The sequence below is a fragment of the Thalassospira sp. ER-Se-21-Dark genome, from assembly GCF_017922435.1.
Taxonomy (GTDB): Bacteria; Pseudomonadota; Alphaproteobacteria; order Rhodospirillales; family Thalassospiraceae; genus Thalassospira.
Genome location: NZ_VDEZ01000001.1, coordinates 913,723 through 928,486, shown reverse-complemented (window position 1 = coordinate 928,486; position 14,764 = coordinate 913,723). Strand labels below are relative to the sequence as shown.

The following is a 14,764-nucleotide window of genomic DNA, read 5'->3' as shown; positions in this document are numbered from 1 at the left end:
GTTTCCTTATTCGCCGCCAAACGGGTGATGTTCGCGCCAGTGACGGGCGATATCAATGCGGCGGGCAAACCAGACATTATCGTGGCTCTGGACATAATCAACAAAGCGCTTGAGGGCCGCGAAACGGCCCGGACGCCCGACCAGACGGCAATGCAGACCAATCGACATCATGCGCGGGGTTTCAGTCCCTTCTTCGTAAAGGGTGTCGAAGCTGTCCTTGAGATACTGGAAATACTGTTCGCCGGAATTAAAGCCCTGCATGGCGGCAAAGCGCATGTCGTTGGCATCAAGTGTGTAGGGCACGATCAGGTGCGGCGTTTCTGTCTGGGTGCTCCAGAACGGGAGTTCGTCGCTGTAATCATCGGCGTCATAGAGGAAACCGCCTTCCTCAGCCACCAGACGACGGGTATTGGGGCTGGTGCGCCCGGTATACCAACCAAGCGGACGTTCGCCGGTGACGTCCTTGATGATCTCGATCGCCTTGTGGAGATGTTCGCGTTCCTGATCTTCTGGCATGTATTGGTAATCGATCCAGCGATAACCGTGCGAGCAAATCTCGTGACCGTCTTTCATCGCGACTTCGCCGACCCGGGGGTGGCGGGCAAGGGCCATGGCAACCGCAAAGATCGTGATCGGAATCTGGCGTTCGCGGAACAGGTTCAGAATGCGCCAGACACCGACCCGAGAACCATATTCATAGATCGACTCCATGCTCATATGGCGGACACCTTCGCGCATGTCGGCCCCGATCATTTCAGACAGGAACGCTTCCGAGGCCTTGTCGCCATGCAGGATGCAGTTTTCGCCGCCTTCTTCATAGTTCAGGACGAACTGCACCGCGACGCGCGCCTTGTTTGGCCAGTTGGCCTTGGGCGGGTTTTCCCCATAACCGATCAAATCACGCGCATATGTCTGGTCGTTCATGCGAACCTTCTCCTGAATTCTGTGGGATTGATCCCGTACGCCCGGCTTTGTTGTCGGGCCTGTTTGGTGTAGCATTAACCATCGGCCGCAGCGCAGCAAGAAAGAAACCTGTGCGTGGCGGGCCAACGACGTGCCGCACTATCAAGGCTGTTTTGATAATGTTCCTGGACGGGATCAGATTTGAGCCACGTTTTTCGCGGTCTATCAAGGCATTTTGCCTGTGTTTCCGTTCATAGTGCCTGAAACGGGACTGTTCTTTTTTCAAAGAATTATTGATATAGTTTCACTTTATCCCCTCTTTCCCGAGGGTGGGTCGTAATGCGACCCTTTTTACATCGCTTAAAAAATGGTTCGGCACACAAAGTACAAACAGAATGCCGACCAAAGGGAGAAGCGACCGCTCATAAACAAAAGAATGAGAGAGGAGGCCCGGCATGGGACGACTGACCACCCATGTACTGGATACGGCGAAAGGCTGCCCGGCTGCCGGAATCCGCATTGAGTTGCATCGCTTTGGCAATGGCCATGATGACATGGTTGCCGAAGCCGTGACCAATGCCGATGGCCGCACCGAAGGCCCGATGCTTGAGGGTGCCTCTTTCAAACCCGGCCAGTATCAGCTTGTTTTCCATGCCGGTGACTACTTTGATGCCAGCGGTACGGAGCTTCCCGATCCGAAATTCCTCGATCAGGTCGTGATCCGGTTCGGCATTTCTGACGGGCAGGCGCATTACCATGTGCCGCTGTTGCTGTCGCCGTTCGGCTATTCCACCTATCGCGGTAGCTGAGGACAGACATGGCAAGTGCGACCGGATCCTTCCGTTCTGATATCCGTTTTTTGCTCGGCGACGAGGAACGCAGCCTGCGTGATGTTGATCCGCAGATGACGGTTCTTGAATATCTGCGCCTGTCCGAGCACAAGTCCGGAACCAAGGAAGGCTGTGCCGAGGGCGATTGCGGGGCCTGCACGGTTGTGCTGGGCGAACCCGATGGCAAGGGCGGCATGGCGTATCGCACGGTTAATGCCTGCATCCAGTTTGTCCCGACCCTTGATGGCAAGCAGCTTTTGACCGTGGAGCATCTTAAATCGACGGACGGTACCCTGCATCCGGTGCAGCGGGCGATGGTCGATACCCACGGATCGCAATGCGGTTTCTGTACGCCGGGCTTTGTCATGAGCCTGTATCAGTTGTGGCTGGATGGCGGCGAAGATGACCGCGGTGCGATCAATGATGCGCTGGCAGGCAACCTGTGCCGTTGCACCGGCTATGGCCCGATTATTGAGGCCGCGCGCAAGGCCGGTGGTGTCGCTGCCAATGACAGTGCCGAGCAAAAACGCCGTGCTGATATTGCCGCCAAACTGACCGCGATGGTCGAAGGCGAAGGCACGCTAGCGCTTGAACATCCCGCCGGGCGTTATTTCGCACCACGCACATCTGATGAATTGGCCGCCCTTTTGGTGGCGCACCCGGATGCCACGGTTCTGGCTGGGGGGACGGATGTCGGGCTTTGGGTGACCAAGATGCTGAAGCGTCTGGATCCGATCATTTACATTGGCGATGTCGCCGATATCCAATCGGTATATGAAACCGAAGATGCACTGATTATCGGGGCCGGTGTGACCTATAGCCGGGCGCATGATGCACTGGGCCGGGTGGCAGCCGACGTGGGCGAGCTTGTGCGCCGGATTGGCTCAAGACAAATCCGCAATGCCGGAACCGTGGGCGGTAATATCGCCAACGGATCACCGATTGGCGATACGCCGCCGGCCCTGATTGCGCTGGGGGCTAAGATCGTTCTGCGCATGGGCGATGTGCGTCGTGAAGTGCCGCTCGAAGAATTCTTTATCAGTTATGGCAAACAAGACCGGGTTGCGGGCGAGTTTGTCGAAAGCGTGATTGTGCCCAAACCGCACAGCGGATTGGTGTTCAAGGCATACAAAATCTCCAAACGATTTGATCAGGATATCACGGCTGTTTTGGGGGCCTTTGCCATCAAGATTGATGATGGCAAGGTTTCCGAATTCCGTGCGGCCTTTGGCGGCATGGCGGGCACCCCGATGCGTGCGAAAAAATGCGAAGCGGCCCTGATCGGCAAGGATTGGAATGAAGCCAACCTTAATGCTGCGCAAATGGCACTGGCCAGCGAGTTTGAACCGATGACCGATATGCGGGCATCGAAGGAATATCGCATGCTGGTGGCGCAGAACCTTTTGACCAAGTTGTTTATCGAAACCAATGCGCCGGATATTGCCACTCGCCTTGTTGGCAAGGAGGCGGCCCATGTCTGATCAAGCTTTGAAAGCCGATATGGACGAGGTTGTTGCACCGACTGCGGGGTTAAGCGGCGGTGTGCGATCCAGTTCCAAACATGACAGCGGCCCGAAACATGTGGCGGGTGAGGCGGTTTATATTGATGACATCAATGAGCCGTTTGGCACGCTTCATCTGGCGCCGGGCGCCTCGAACATCGCACATGGCAAGATTACCAAAATGGACCTGTCCAAGGTCCGCTCGGCCCCGGGTGTGGTGTGTGTCCTGACCGCCGATGATATCCCCGGTGTGAATGACGTTTCACCAGCGCATACCCATGACGAGCCGGTATTGCCCGATGGCATCGTGCAGTTTTATGGCCAGCCGGTCTTTTGCGTGGCGGCGGAAACCCGTGCACAGGCGCGCGCGGCCGCCAAGTTGGCCGAGATTGAATATGAAGAATTGCCCGCGGTTCTGGATGTAGTCGAGGCCCTGGAAAAGCAGCTTTTTGTCGCACCGCCGCATGTGATGAAGCAGGGCGATGCCAAATCGGCATTGGCCCGCGCCAAGCATCGCCATTCCGGGCGGATGGAGATTGGCGGGCAGGATCATTTCTACCTTGAAGGCCATATCAGCTTTGCCATTCCGGGTGAGGATGGCGATGTGTTGCTGCATTGCTCCACGCAGCATCCATCGGAAGTGCAGCATAATATCGCCAATGTGCTGGGCCGTCCGGCCAATGCGGTGACGGTTGAGGTGCGCCGCATGGGTGGCGGGTTTGGCGGCAAGGAAACGCAGGCGATGCAATGGGCGGCACTGGCCGCCATCGTTGCAACCAAAACCGGACGCCCGGCCAAGTTCCGACTGGATCGTGATGATGATATGATCATGACCGGCAAGCGCCATGATTTCATTGTCGATTACGATGTCGGCTTTGATGATGACGGGCGGATTTGCGGCCTAGATATTCAATACGCGGCCAATTGCGGTTTTTCGGCCGATTTGTCCGCCGCAATTGCTGATCGGGCGATGTTCCATACCGACAATGCCTATTACCTTGGCGATGTTGAAATAAGGTCGTACCGCTGCAAAACCAATCTTGTGTCCAACACGGCGTTTCGCGGTTTTGGCGGGCCGCAGGGCATGGTCGCGATTGAACGCATCATCGATGAAATCGCCATGACCGTCGCGCGTGATCCGATGGATGTCCGCATTGCCAACTATTACGACACCAAGGATCGCAACACGACGCCATACCATATGGTGGTCGAAGACAATGTCCTTTCGGAGCTGACAGACGATATCCTGAAAGCCAGCGACTATCGCAAACGCCGCGAAGAGATTACGGCGTTCAATGCCGAAAGCCCGGTTTTGAAAAAGGGTCTTTCCCTGACGCCCGTGAAATTCGGGATTTCCTTTACCACGACCTTCCTGAACCAGGCGGGTGCGCTGATCCATGTTTATCAGGATGGATCGGTGCATCTGAACCATGGCGGGACGGAAATGGGGCAGGGCCTGTTTATCAAGGTCGCCCAGGTCGTGGCCGAGGAGTTCCAGATCGATCTCGATCAGATCAAGATCACCCCGACCAATACCGGCAAGGTCCCCAACACATCGGCAACCGCGGCCTCAAGCGGGGCGGACATGAACGGCATGGCGGCACGCGATGCGGCGATGACGATCAAGAATCGCCTGATTGCCTTTGCCGCGGAGAAATATGGTGTGGCGGAAAGTGCTGTGCGCTTTGTGCCGGGCAAGATCATTGTCGGCGACAAGGAAGAGCTCGCCTTTGCCGATCTGATCAAGCAGGCCTATCTGGCGCGTGTGTCGCTGTCGGCCACGGGCTACTACGCGACGCCGAAAATTCATTATGACCGCGAAAGCGCATCGGGACGGCCGTTTTATTACTTTGCCTATGGCATGGCGTGCTCCGAAGTTCTGATTGATACCCTGACCGGGGAATACAAGGTGACGCGCGTTGACATCATTCATGATGTTGGCCGGTCGTTGAACCCGGCGATCGACCTTGGTCAGATTGAAGGTGGCTTCATTCAGGGGATGGGCTGGCTGACGTCCGAGGAACTCTGGTGGGATGATAAAGGCAGCCTGCGCACCCATGCGCCGTCGACCTATAAAATCCCGGCATGTTCGGATCGACCGGAAGATTTCCGTATGGAGCTGTGGTCGTCCGGACGAAACGTTGAAAAAACCATCCATCGATCCAAGGCAGTTGGTGAGCCACCCTTGATGCTGGCGATTTCGGTGCATCGGGCGATTGCCGATGCGGTGGCCTCGGTCGCCAATCACAAGGTTGTCCCAGCCCTTGATACTCCGGCAACGCCAGAGGCGGTTTTGCATGCGGTCGCCGATTGTGCCAAGCGCATGATCGAAAAGGTTCATTCAGCACAATCGATGGCAGGGGAATAGATCATGGCCCTGTCGCGGCGCGATCATATCAGGCTGTTGTCTGAACCCGGTCCGGTGATGCTGGTCAGTGTTGCGGCCATTCGCGGATCCACCCCGCGGGAAGTCGGCGCCTTCATGCTGATCACGCCGGATGCGATTTCGGGCACGATTGGTGGTGGCAACCTTGAACATCAGGTCACACGCCGGGTGCGTGACGGATTTGCCCAAGGTGTCGATACAGTAACCCTTGCCGAGATCGTGCGGTTTCCGTTGGGGCCGGGGCTTGGACAGTGTTGCGGTGGATCGGTCGAGGTCGGTTTTCATCTGTTGGGCGGTGTCGCGAAAGAGACGTTGCGCAGTTTTTTGACAGAGATCGAGACGGCACCGGTCAGTGCAGATGGCCATTGGGTAACCGTGCCGACTGATTGCAGCGACATCGCCCGGGTCAGTGGTGCGCATGCCAAGATGCTCTCGGGCAGTTTTGGTGCGGCCCGCGGCGGGATTGTTACGTTAAACGGGGTGGAAACGCTTTGTTTGCGCCTTGATGACGCGCGCACGCCGATTTGGATTTTTGGTGCCGGGCATGTCGGCAAGGCGGTTGTGCAGGCCTTGGCGCCGCTTCCGTTTGATGTTCACCTGATCGATTCGCGTGATGAATTTCTGGCGGGTGTTGAAGGCGAAAATGTTCAGGTTTGTCAAAGTGATAAGCCCGAGACTGAGGTCGCCGATATTCCGGCCGGGGCGCATGTTTTGATCTTAACGCACAACCATGCGCTTGATTTCGAGATCTGCCGGGCGGCTTTGGTGCGCGATGATCTTGGTTTTGTTGGCATGATCGGCAGCCAAACCAAGCGTGCACGCTTTATCCGACGTCTTTCTGATCGGGGGTTGAGCCCGGTTGAAATCGGTCGTCTGACCACTCCGATTGGAATTCAAGGCATTACCGGCAAACAGCCGGTGGTGATTGCGGCATCGGTTGCCGCACAGGTGTTATCGGTGCGTGAAGCACAGATGGCGCAGACGCAAATGCCAAAATCCGCATCAGACGGGTTGGGCGACGCTTAAGGCCTTCTTTGAGGGCAATATTAATGATAAAGGGCCGCGCAATGACGGCCTGTCAGGCGGTTCGGGCAACCGGACCAGAGGTTTCGTAGAGGAGAGATTGGCTGTGTGTGACGCCAAGGGCCATATGCGCCATGCCGTGGATTTGTCGCGGCAAAAGATGGATGAGGGATGCGGTGGTCCGTTCGGGGCAATCATCGTTCGCAATGGCGAAGTGATTGCAGAAGGATGGAACAATGTGACATCCCAGAACGACCCGACCGCTCATGCCGAGGTCAGTGCCATTCGCGCGGCCTGTGCCAAGCTTGGCACGTTCAATCTGTCAGGCTGTGAAATCTATACCAGTTGCGAACCTTGCCCGATGTGCCTGTCTGCGATCTATTGGGCCCGTCTTGACAAGATCTATTATGCCAATGGTCGCGAAGATGCCGCTGCCATCGGATTTGATGATCAGTTTCTGTATGATGAGGTGGCAAAGCCGATCGAAGATCGTTCATTGCCAATTGTGCATGTCGATTTGCCCGAAGCGCGCGAAGTGTTTGCCGCCTGGGATGCGAAAGCCGACAAGATCGAATATTGAGACCGTTTGACTGCAATGCGTTATGCGGTAAAACCGCGTGCTGGATGCAAGACATATCGCTAAATGGGGGTGGCAACAGTGACGTCAACGACCGGTGAAGCCGGGGCAAATACCGTGAAGGGGGCTGGTGGGCCTGCGCAATTGGAAGTGCGCGGCGTAACCAAGGCCTTTCCGGGCTGTCTGGCCAATGACGATATCAGTTTCCGTATCGAACCTGGTGAAATCCATGCGCTGTTGGGGGAAAACGGTGCTGGCAAAAGTACGCTTGTGAAAATCATCTATGGCGTGCTGCAGGCCGATGAGGGCGAGCTGATCTGGGAAGGCAATCCGGTCACGATCGCAAGCCCGCATGATGCGCGCGAAATGGGGATCGGTCTGGTGTTCCAGCATTTCTCGCTGTTTGAAACCATGACGGTTCTTGAAAACATTGCGCTAGCGATGAATGACGTGCGCGATATGGATGCGCTGCGCAAGCAGGTGCTTGAGGTTGAAAAGACCTATGGCCTGCCGCTTGATCCGGATCGTCATGTTTACACGCTGTCGGTCGGTGAACGTCAGCGCATCGAAATCGTGCGTTGTTTGTTGCAGAACCCAAAACTTCTGATCCTGGACGAGCCGACCTCGGTCCTGACGCCGCAAGAAGTCGAAAAGTTGTTTGAGACGCTGCGTCGTTTGGCCGATGAAGGCTGTGCAATCCTTTATATCAGCCACAAGCTGCATGAAGTGAAGGCGCTGTGCCAGAAGGCAACTGTACTGCGCGGTGGCAAGGTTGTTGGCGGTTGTGACCCGCGCGAAGAAACCGCAAAATCGATGGCCGAAATGATGATCGGCCAGAAACTGACCGCGCCAGATCGGGGTAAATCCCGCGAATTTGGCGATGTCCGGCTTGCGGTTTCCAATCTGTCGCTTGAAAGTGATGAACAGTTCGGTACCGACCTTAAGGGGATTAATCTTGAGGTGCGCGGTGGTGAAATCATGGGTGTTGCCGGGGTTGCCGGCAATGGGCAGAACGAATTGTTCCGCGCCCTTGCCGGCGAAACCGAACAGCAAGCGGCCCCGGACAGTATCAAGATCGATGGCAAATCGGTCGCCCATTTCGGCCCGCGCCGCCGTCGTCGACTGGGCGCGACGTTCGTGCCCGAAGAACGCAACGGACATGGTGCCGTGCCCGATATGAGCCTGTCGGAAAACGGTTTTTTGACCGCGTTCCGGCGGATGGCGCTTTCGGCACGCGGTCTGATCCGCGAAGTCCCGACCAAGTCGTTTGCCGATAACATCATCAAGACATTTGATGTGCGCACCACTGGTTCCGGGGCAGAGGCCGGATCGCTTTCGGGTGGCAACCTTCAGAAATTTATTGTCGGGCGCGAGATTTTGCAGGACCCGGGTGTTCTGGTGATTTCCCAGCCGACCTGGGGCGTTGATGCCGGGGCGGCCAGTGCCATTCATCAGGCATTGCTGGATCTGGCGGCGAAGGGCACAGCGGTTCTGGTGATTTCGCAGGATCTGGACGAGATTTATGCCATTTGTGATTCGGTGGTGGTGATGGCGGAAGGCAAAATGTCCAAACCGCGTCCGATGGCCGATGTCAGCATCGAGGAAATTGGTCTGTTGATGGGGGGGCTTCATGATCTTGAAGGCAACGCGACCCCGGCGAACAACACGCAAGTAGAGGGAGGTCGCGTTGGTCAGGCTTGAACCCCGTCGCCAGCATTCACAGGCGATGGTTTATCTGTCGCCGGTTCTGGCAATCCTTATGACGCTTGTCGTCGGCGGGATCATCTTTGCCTTTATGGGCAAGAATCCGTTTGACGCGCTTTATACGTTTTTCATTCTGCCGATCAATAACAGCTACGGCATTTCCGAGCTGTTCGTGAAGGCGACCCCGCTTGTCATCATTGCGGTCGGTCTTGCCATGGGGTTCCGGGCGAATGTCTGGAACATCGGGGCGGAAGGCCAGTTGACCATGGGGGCGATTTTCGGCGGTGGTCTGGCGCTTTATTTCCATGACAGCGAAAGCGTGCTTTTGCTGCCGGCCATGTTTGTGCTGGGCGCCCTGGGCGGCGCGTTTTGGGGGGCGATCCCGGCATTGCTGCGCACGCGCTTTAACGCCAATGAAATTCTGACCAGCCTGATGCTGACCTATGTCGCAACGCTGTTTCTAAGCTTCCTCGTTCATGGTCCGTGGCGTAACCCGGAAGGCTTCAACTTCCCGGAATCACGCCCGTTCCCGGATGCCGGTTTGCTTCCGATCATCTTTGAAGGATCGCGTGTGCATCTTGGTACGGCCGTTGCGGTGTTTGTCGTGATTGCCGGTTGGTTGTTGCTGTCAAAATCGGTGATCGGGTTCCAGTTGCGCGTTGTCGGCAAGGCCCCGCAGGCTGCCCGCCATGTCGGGTTCCGTCAAAAACGCATGGTCTGGTTTACCCTTCTTCTGGGCGGTGCGCTGGCCGGTTTGGCCGGTTTGTTTGAGGTGTCCGGCCCCATCGGGCAGCTTCAGCCATCGATCTCGCCCGGTTATGGCTTTACAGCGATTATCGTGGCCTTCCTTGGGCGTTTGCATCCGGTGGGCATTTTGTTTGGCGGTTTGATCATGGCGCTGACCTATTTGGGGGGCGAACTGGCGCAAATTACACTCGGCCTGCCCAATGCTGTGACCGGTCTGTTCCAGGGCATCTTGCTGTTCTTCCTGCTGGCCAGTGATGTCTTGACCAAATACCGCATTCGTTTCGGCTCCATCGCGGCAAAAGGGAGAACCGCATAATGGAATGGATTGTTCCCTTTACCCTGACAGTAATCACTGCTTCCACGCCGCTTTTGTTGGCAGCATCGGGTGAGCTGATTACCGAGAAATCCGGTGTGCTTAACCTTGGCGTCGAGGGCATGATGCTGGTTGGGGCGATTACCGGTTTTGCGGTGACCGCTTCCAGTGGGTCGGCTGTGCTCGGCATTCTGGCCGCTGTTGTGGCTGGCACATTGATGTCGCTGATCTTTGCATTCCTGACACTCACCCTGATGGCCAATCAGGTGGCGACGGGTCTTGCGCTCACGATCTTCGGGGTTGGTTTTTCAGCCCTCGTCGGATCGGGGTTTGTCGGCTTTGCGATTGATCCGCTGCCAGCCCTTTCGATCCCGGGCATCAGTGCCATTCCGATCATCGGCCCGATCCTGTTTGGTCAGGACTTCCTGGTTTATCTGTCAATTGCGGCTGTGATCGGGATTTGGTGGTTTCTTGTCAAATCGCGTGCGGGTCTCATTCTTAAGGCCGTTGGGGATTCCCATCATTCGGCGCATGCGATTGGCTATTCGGTGATCAAGATCCGCTATCTTGCCACCATGTTTGGCGGGGCGATGGCAGGCCTTGGTGGCGCGTATCTGTCGCTTTCATACACGCCGATGTGGGCAGAAAACATGACGGCTGGTCGTGGCTGGATCGCGCTGGCGTTGGTGGTGTTTGCCACGTGGCGTCCGGGACGTCTGGTTGCCGGGGCCTATATGTTTGGCCTGATTTCAGTGATGCAGCTGCATGCCCAGGGTGCTGGTGTTCATGTGCCCAGCCAGTTCATGTCGATGTTGCCGTATCTGGCGACCGTAATCGTGCTGGTGATTATTTCCAGTGACCGTGCGAAAATCAGACTGAATGCGCCGGCCTGTATTGGTCAGGCGTTCAGGGCCGCCCAATAGGGTTTTGGCGGCCTTAACAGCGGGACCGGAACACGTTAAATGATGTTTCGGCCCGACGACGGGAGGAAGACTGTGCTTGCCAAACCTCACACAAGCCGGGCAGGGCCTGGCCGGTTTGTCTGAGATTTGGTTTGTGCAGGAACGCGTCATTGATTGCGATCAGGAATTACGTATAAATCCTGATTGAGTGTCTAACAGGGAGACTGAAACTATGAATGCAAGCCTCGTGAAGCGCACACTTGCCGCCGTTGCGGCTGTTGGTGCCCTCGCAACCGGCATGGGTGCAGCCCAGGCCGAAGACGTTAAGGCCGGTTTTGTCTATGTCGGCCCGATTGGTGACCATGGCTGGTCTTACCGTCATGACATTGGCCGTCAGGCCATTGAAGCTGAACTTGGCGATGCTGCTTCGACCACGTTTGTCGAAAGCGTGCCGGAAGGTGCCGATGCTGAACGCGTGATCACTCAGCTGGCCCAGACTGGCCACAACCTGATCTTCACCACCTCGTTCGGTTATATGAACCCGACCGAAAAAGTTGCCAAGCGGTTCCCGAATGTGAAATTCGAACATGCAACCGGCTTCAAGCGTGCGGATAACATCTCGACCTATGCCGCACGTTTCTACGAAGGCCGTTATGTTGCTGGTGTGATCGCCGGTAAAATGACCAAGTCGAACATCGTTGGTTATGTCGGCTCTTTCCCGATCCCGGAAGTTGTCCGTGGTATCAACTCCTTCATGATGGGTGCATGGTCGGTTAACCCGGACGTGCAGGTCAAAATCGTTTGGGCCAACACCTGGTATGATCCGGGCAAGGAAGGCGATGCTGCCAAGGCGCTGATCGACCAGGGTGCAGACATCATGGTTCAGCACACCGACAGCCCGGCACCGCTTCAGGTTGCTGAAAACCGTGGCGTTCTTGGTTTCGGTCAGGCTTCCGACATGATCAAGTTCGCACCGAAGGCACAGCTGACCGCGATCGTTGATAATTGGGACAGCTACTATGTTGCCCGCGCCAAGGCCGTTGCCGATGGCACCTGGGAATCCAAAGACACCTGGGGTGGTATCAACACCGGCATGGTCGAAATGGCACCGTACACCAACATGCCTGATGACGTGAAAGCACTGGCAGAAGAAACTGCTGCCAAGATTGCTTCGGGTGAATTCCATCCGTTCACCGGCCCGATCTATGATCAGGCAGGCGAACTGCGCGTTGCAGAAGGCGAAGTTGCTGATGACGGCATGCTGCTTGGCATGGACTGGTACATCAAAGGCATCGATGCCGAACTGCCGAAATAAGTCGGATTTCCGATCCATCCGGATCGGTTAAATGACGAAGCCCCGTGCATTAGCTTGCGCGGGGCTTTTCTTATGACGGTTTGTCAGGTCGGTTTCTTGGGATTGGGTCGACTTGGTTCGTCTGACTTTTCATAGGCGATCATTTCGGTTTTTGGATGCCGCAAGGCATAGAGTGCCGCGCGCCAGCCATGTAGCTTGACTTTGTGTTCGCGGGTTTTACCGGCCCATTTGTCGCGGAAGCGTTCCATATCTTCACGGCGACTGAAATAGATCACCATATCGACAATCGGGGCATTCTGGTCGCCACGCGGGAGCTCGATATTCCGAATGCCCATTGTCCAGTTCTTGCTCATGACATTGATGTCGAGCCAGTCCAGCACAGCTTGGGCGGAATGTTTCTCGTGAATAACGACACGATATGGAAAATTCCGAAGATCTTTCGACATCGGTGTGTCCCTGACGGTTCCCGTTTGCAGCGATGATACATGAAATCGTTACAAAGATGCTTAATTCATGAATTTGGGTTTGTTTCGTTTCGCGCATGTCTCGTGGATTGCCGATACTGGAAATCTGTGATTGGCGCAGAAAGAAAAATGGTAATCGCAGGTTGAATATCTACTAAACGGATAATACTTTATCCAATAATAATTCCAGATTACTGTGTTAGGTATTGAGAATGAAACGTGTGGAAAAATAATATTTAGCTTCGCACGATCATTTTCACATGATAATCGAGTAATTCATCCTGCCCGCAGCCCGAAATTGCGGGCATGTTTGGAAATAAAAATAAAGTATCGGGGTCTTAAAGGTGAGTGAAAAGCCTTCAGGCATTCAGCCTTCTGGGCGGGAACGTCATTTCAAACCGGACGAGTTGATCGTCAGCAAGACGGATCTCAAAGGGCATATTACCTACGCCAATGAGGTGTTTTTGCGCCTTTCTGATTATTCGGAAGGTGAGGTTTTGGGGAAGCCGCATGCGCTGATCCGACATCCAGATATGCCGCGCAGCGTTTTCAAGCTTATGTGGGACCGGATTTCATCCGGTCACGAGATTTTTGCCTATGTCGTGAATATGGCCAGCAACGGGGATCATTATTGGGTCTATGCCCATGTGACGCCGACCTTTGATGCCAGTCACAAGGTGATTGGATACCATTCCAACCGCCGGGTGCCCGATCCAAAGGTTCTGAGCGAAACGATCATTCCTCTCTATGCGGAACTCCGCAAGATCGAGGACAGTCTGCCCAATCGCAAGGACGGCATGAATGCCGCATCCGAGGCCTTGTCACAGAAGCTTTCTGATATGGGCATGTCTTACGACGAGTTTATCCAAAGTCTCTAGAGGATCGCAAAGCGGTTCCCGAAAATGCAAGGTTTGAGGTTCTAATGTCTCTGTTCGGTGGTTCAAAATCGGGTATCAAAAAGGCACTGGATGTGGTTCTGGCCGCAGCGGACGGTGATTATGAAGCCCGCATTACCAATGTCGACAGTCATCCTGACATGCGCGAACTGTTTATTGCGATCAACCGGCTGATTGACCGCAATGATGCGTTCCTGCGCGAAAGTGCGGCATCCATGGGGGCTGTTTCCGAAAACCGTTATTACCGGCGCATCGTGGAAACCGGGCTGGTCGGTGATTACCTGTCCTCGGCCAAGCGGATTAATGCTGCAAGTGCCTCCATCGAAAAGAAGCTGTCCGGGTTTGCTGACATTCTTGATGAATTCAAAAGCGGTTCCTTTGCCGCGGTTGATGACATTGCCAATGCCGCATCCGCCCTTTCTGAGGCATCCGGGGACGCCAACTCCATCGCCCATGAAACCAGTTCACGGTCGACCAACGTTGCCGCTGCGGCCCGCCAGACGGCGGCCAATGTCAGCGAACTTTCGGCCGCATCCGAAGAGCTGAACGAGGCAATCCGCAATGTGTCCGAACAGGCGCGTGAATCGGTTGAGATCGCCAACCGCGCCAACGGCCTTGCCCAGGAAACCGATGGTCGTATCGGACAGCTGGAAGCGGCGGCTGGCGAGATCGTTGAAGTGGTCAGCTTTATCCGTGACATCGCAGCTCAGACCAACTTGCTTGCGCTGAATGCGACGATCGAGGCTGCACGTGCCGGTGAAGCCGGCAAGGGCTTTGCGGTGGTTGCCAACGAGGTCAAGGGACTTGCCAACCAGACCAGCAAGGCGACCGAAAGCATCGAGGAAAAGGTTCAGGACATTCAGACCGCGATTGAACAGTCCGTCGGTTCGATCCGCGAGATCGCAGGCGTAATCGATGATCTGGCGGCACGTTCGGATACGATTTCGGGCAATGTTGAAACCCAGGCGAACCTGTCGACCAACATCACGCGCAATGTCGAACAGGCATCAAGCGGCGCACAGGAAGTCACCGACAATATCACCGTGGTTTCCGATATGGCCGGGCGTACCGGGGAGGCTGCCGATACCACACGCGACATGGCCAGTCGTCTTGCCGATCAGTCGGAAAGCCTGCGCAATCAGTTGGGTGTGTTCCTCGATACCATCGAAAAGCTGCTTTATACCGCCAAGAAATAGCCGCTT

At 55.7% G+C, this 14,764-nt stretch carries 13 protein-coding genes; 11 read left to right on the top strand and 2 right to left on the bottom strand.

Annotated elements, in window-relative coordinates; translation table 11 throughout:
- Positions 1-6: 6 nt before the first annotated feature.
- Positions 7-924: an allantoinase PuuE gene (gene puuE / locus FHI25_RS04200; protein WP_210515363.1), complete on the bottom strand. Its 918-nt coding sequence runs from the start codon at positions 922-924 to the stop codon at positions 7-9.
- A 434-nt stretch (positions 925-1,358) separates the two neighbouring features.
- On the opposite strand from puuE, the gene uraH reads away from it, so the two are divergent.
- From uraH to FHI25_RS04155, 9 genes are all read left to right on the top strand, one after another.
- Positions 1,359-1,712 carry a hydroxyisourate hydrolase gene (gene uraH / locus FHI25_RS04195; RefSeq protein ID WP_064779948.1) on the top strand — a complete coding sequence of 118 codons (354 nt, stop codon included), beginning with the start codon at positions 1,359-1,361 and terminating at the stop codon, positions 1,710-1,712.
- A gap of 8 nt (positions 1,713-1,720) precedes the next feature.
- Positions 1,721-3,214, top strand: coding sequence for a xanthine dehydrogenase small subunit (xdhA, locus tag FHI25_RS04190; protein ID WP_210515360.1), 1,494 nt, complete (start codon positions 1,721-1,723; stop codon positions 3,212-3,214).
- Positions 3,207-5,603, top strand: coding sequence for a xanthine dehydrogenase molybdopterin binding subunit (gene xdhB / locus FHI25_RS04185; RefSeq protein ID WP_210515357.1), 2,397 nt, complete (start codon positions 3,207-3,209; stop codon positions 5,601-5,603). The genes xdhA and xdhB overlap by 8 nt, the downstream gene beginning before the upstream one ends.
- Before the next feature lie 3 nt (positions 5,604-5,606).
- Entirely contained in the window at positions 5,607-6,647 is a 1,041-nt protein-coding gene (xdhC, locus tag FHI25_RS04180; RefSeq protein WP_210515354.1) for a xanthine dehydrogenase accessory protein XdhC, read from the top strand.
- 103 nt (positions 6,648-6,750) lie between these two features.
- Positions 6,751-7,224 carry a nucleoside deaminase gene (locus FHI25_RS04175; protein ID WP_008888438.1) on the top strand — a complete coding sequence of 158 codons (474 nt, stop codon included), beginning with the start codon at positions 6,751-6,753 and terminating at the stop codon, positions 7,222-7,224.
- Between the two features lie 63 nt (positions 7,225-7,287).
- Positions 7,288-8,922 (top strand): ABC transporter ATP-binding protein, encoded by a 1,635-nt coding sequence (locus tag FHI25_RS04170; RefSeq protein WP_120224103.1) that lies wholly within the window; start codon positions 7,288-7,290, stop codon positions 8,920-8,922.
- Positions 8,909-9,988, top strand: a complete 1,080-nt coding sequence (locus tag FHI25_RS04165) for an ABC transporter permease (RefSeq protein ID WP_120224104.1) — start codon at positions 8,909-8,911, stop codon at positions 9,986-9,988. Before FHI25_RS04170 ends, FHI25_RS04165 begins: the two co-directional genes overlap by 14 nt.
- Positions 9,988-10,908, top strand: a complete 921-nt coding sequence (locus FHI25_RS04160; protein WP_210515351.1) for an ABC transporter permease — start codon at positions 9,988-9,990, stop codon at positions 10,906-10,908. The genes FHI25_RS04165 and FHI25_RS04160 overlap by 1 nt, the downstream gene beginning before the upstream one ends.
- A gap of 211 nt (positions 10,909-11,119) precedes the next feature.
- Positions 11,120-12,202, top strand: coding sequence for a BMP family ABC transporter substrate-binding protein (locus FHI25_RS04155; RefSeq protein ID WP_246878889.1), 1,083 nt, complete (start codon positions 11,120-11,122; stop codon positions 12,200-12,202).
- A gap of 83 nt (positions 12,203-12,285) precedes the next feature.
- Here the strand turns inward: FHI25_RS04155 and FHI25_RS04150 are convergent, their stop codons facing one another.
- Positions 12,286-12,648 (bottom strand): hypothetical protein, encoded by a 363-nt coding sequence (locus FHI25_RS04150; RefSeq protein ID WP_210515348.1) that lies wholly within the window; start codon positions 12,646-12,648, stop codon positions 12,286-12,288.
- A gap of 362 nt (positions 12,649-13,010) precedes the next feature.
- On the opposite strand from FHI25_RS04150, the gene FHI25_RS04145 reads away from it, so the two are divergent.
- Both FHI25_RS04145 and FHI25_RS04140 read left to right on the top strand, forming a co-directional pair.
- Positions 13,011-13,544 (top strand): PAS domain-containing protein, encoded by a 534-nt coding sequence (locus FHI25_RS04145; protein WP_008888432.1) that lies wholly within the window; start codon positions 13,011-13,013, stop codon positions 13,542-13,544.
- Between the two features lie 44 nt (positions 13,545-13,588).
- Entirely contained in the window at positions 13,589-14,758 is a 1,170-nt protein-coding gene (locus FHI25_RS04140) for a methyl-accepting chemotaxis protein (protein ID WP_008888431.1), read from the top strand.
- Positions 14,759-14,764: the final 6 nt, after the last annotated feature.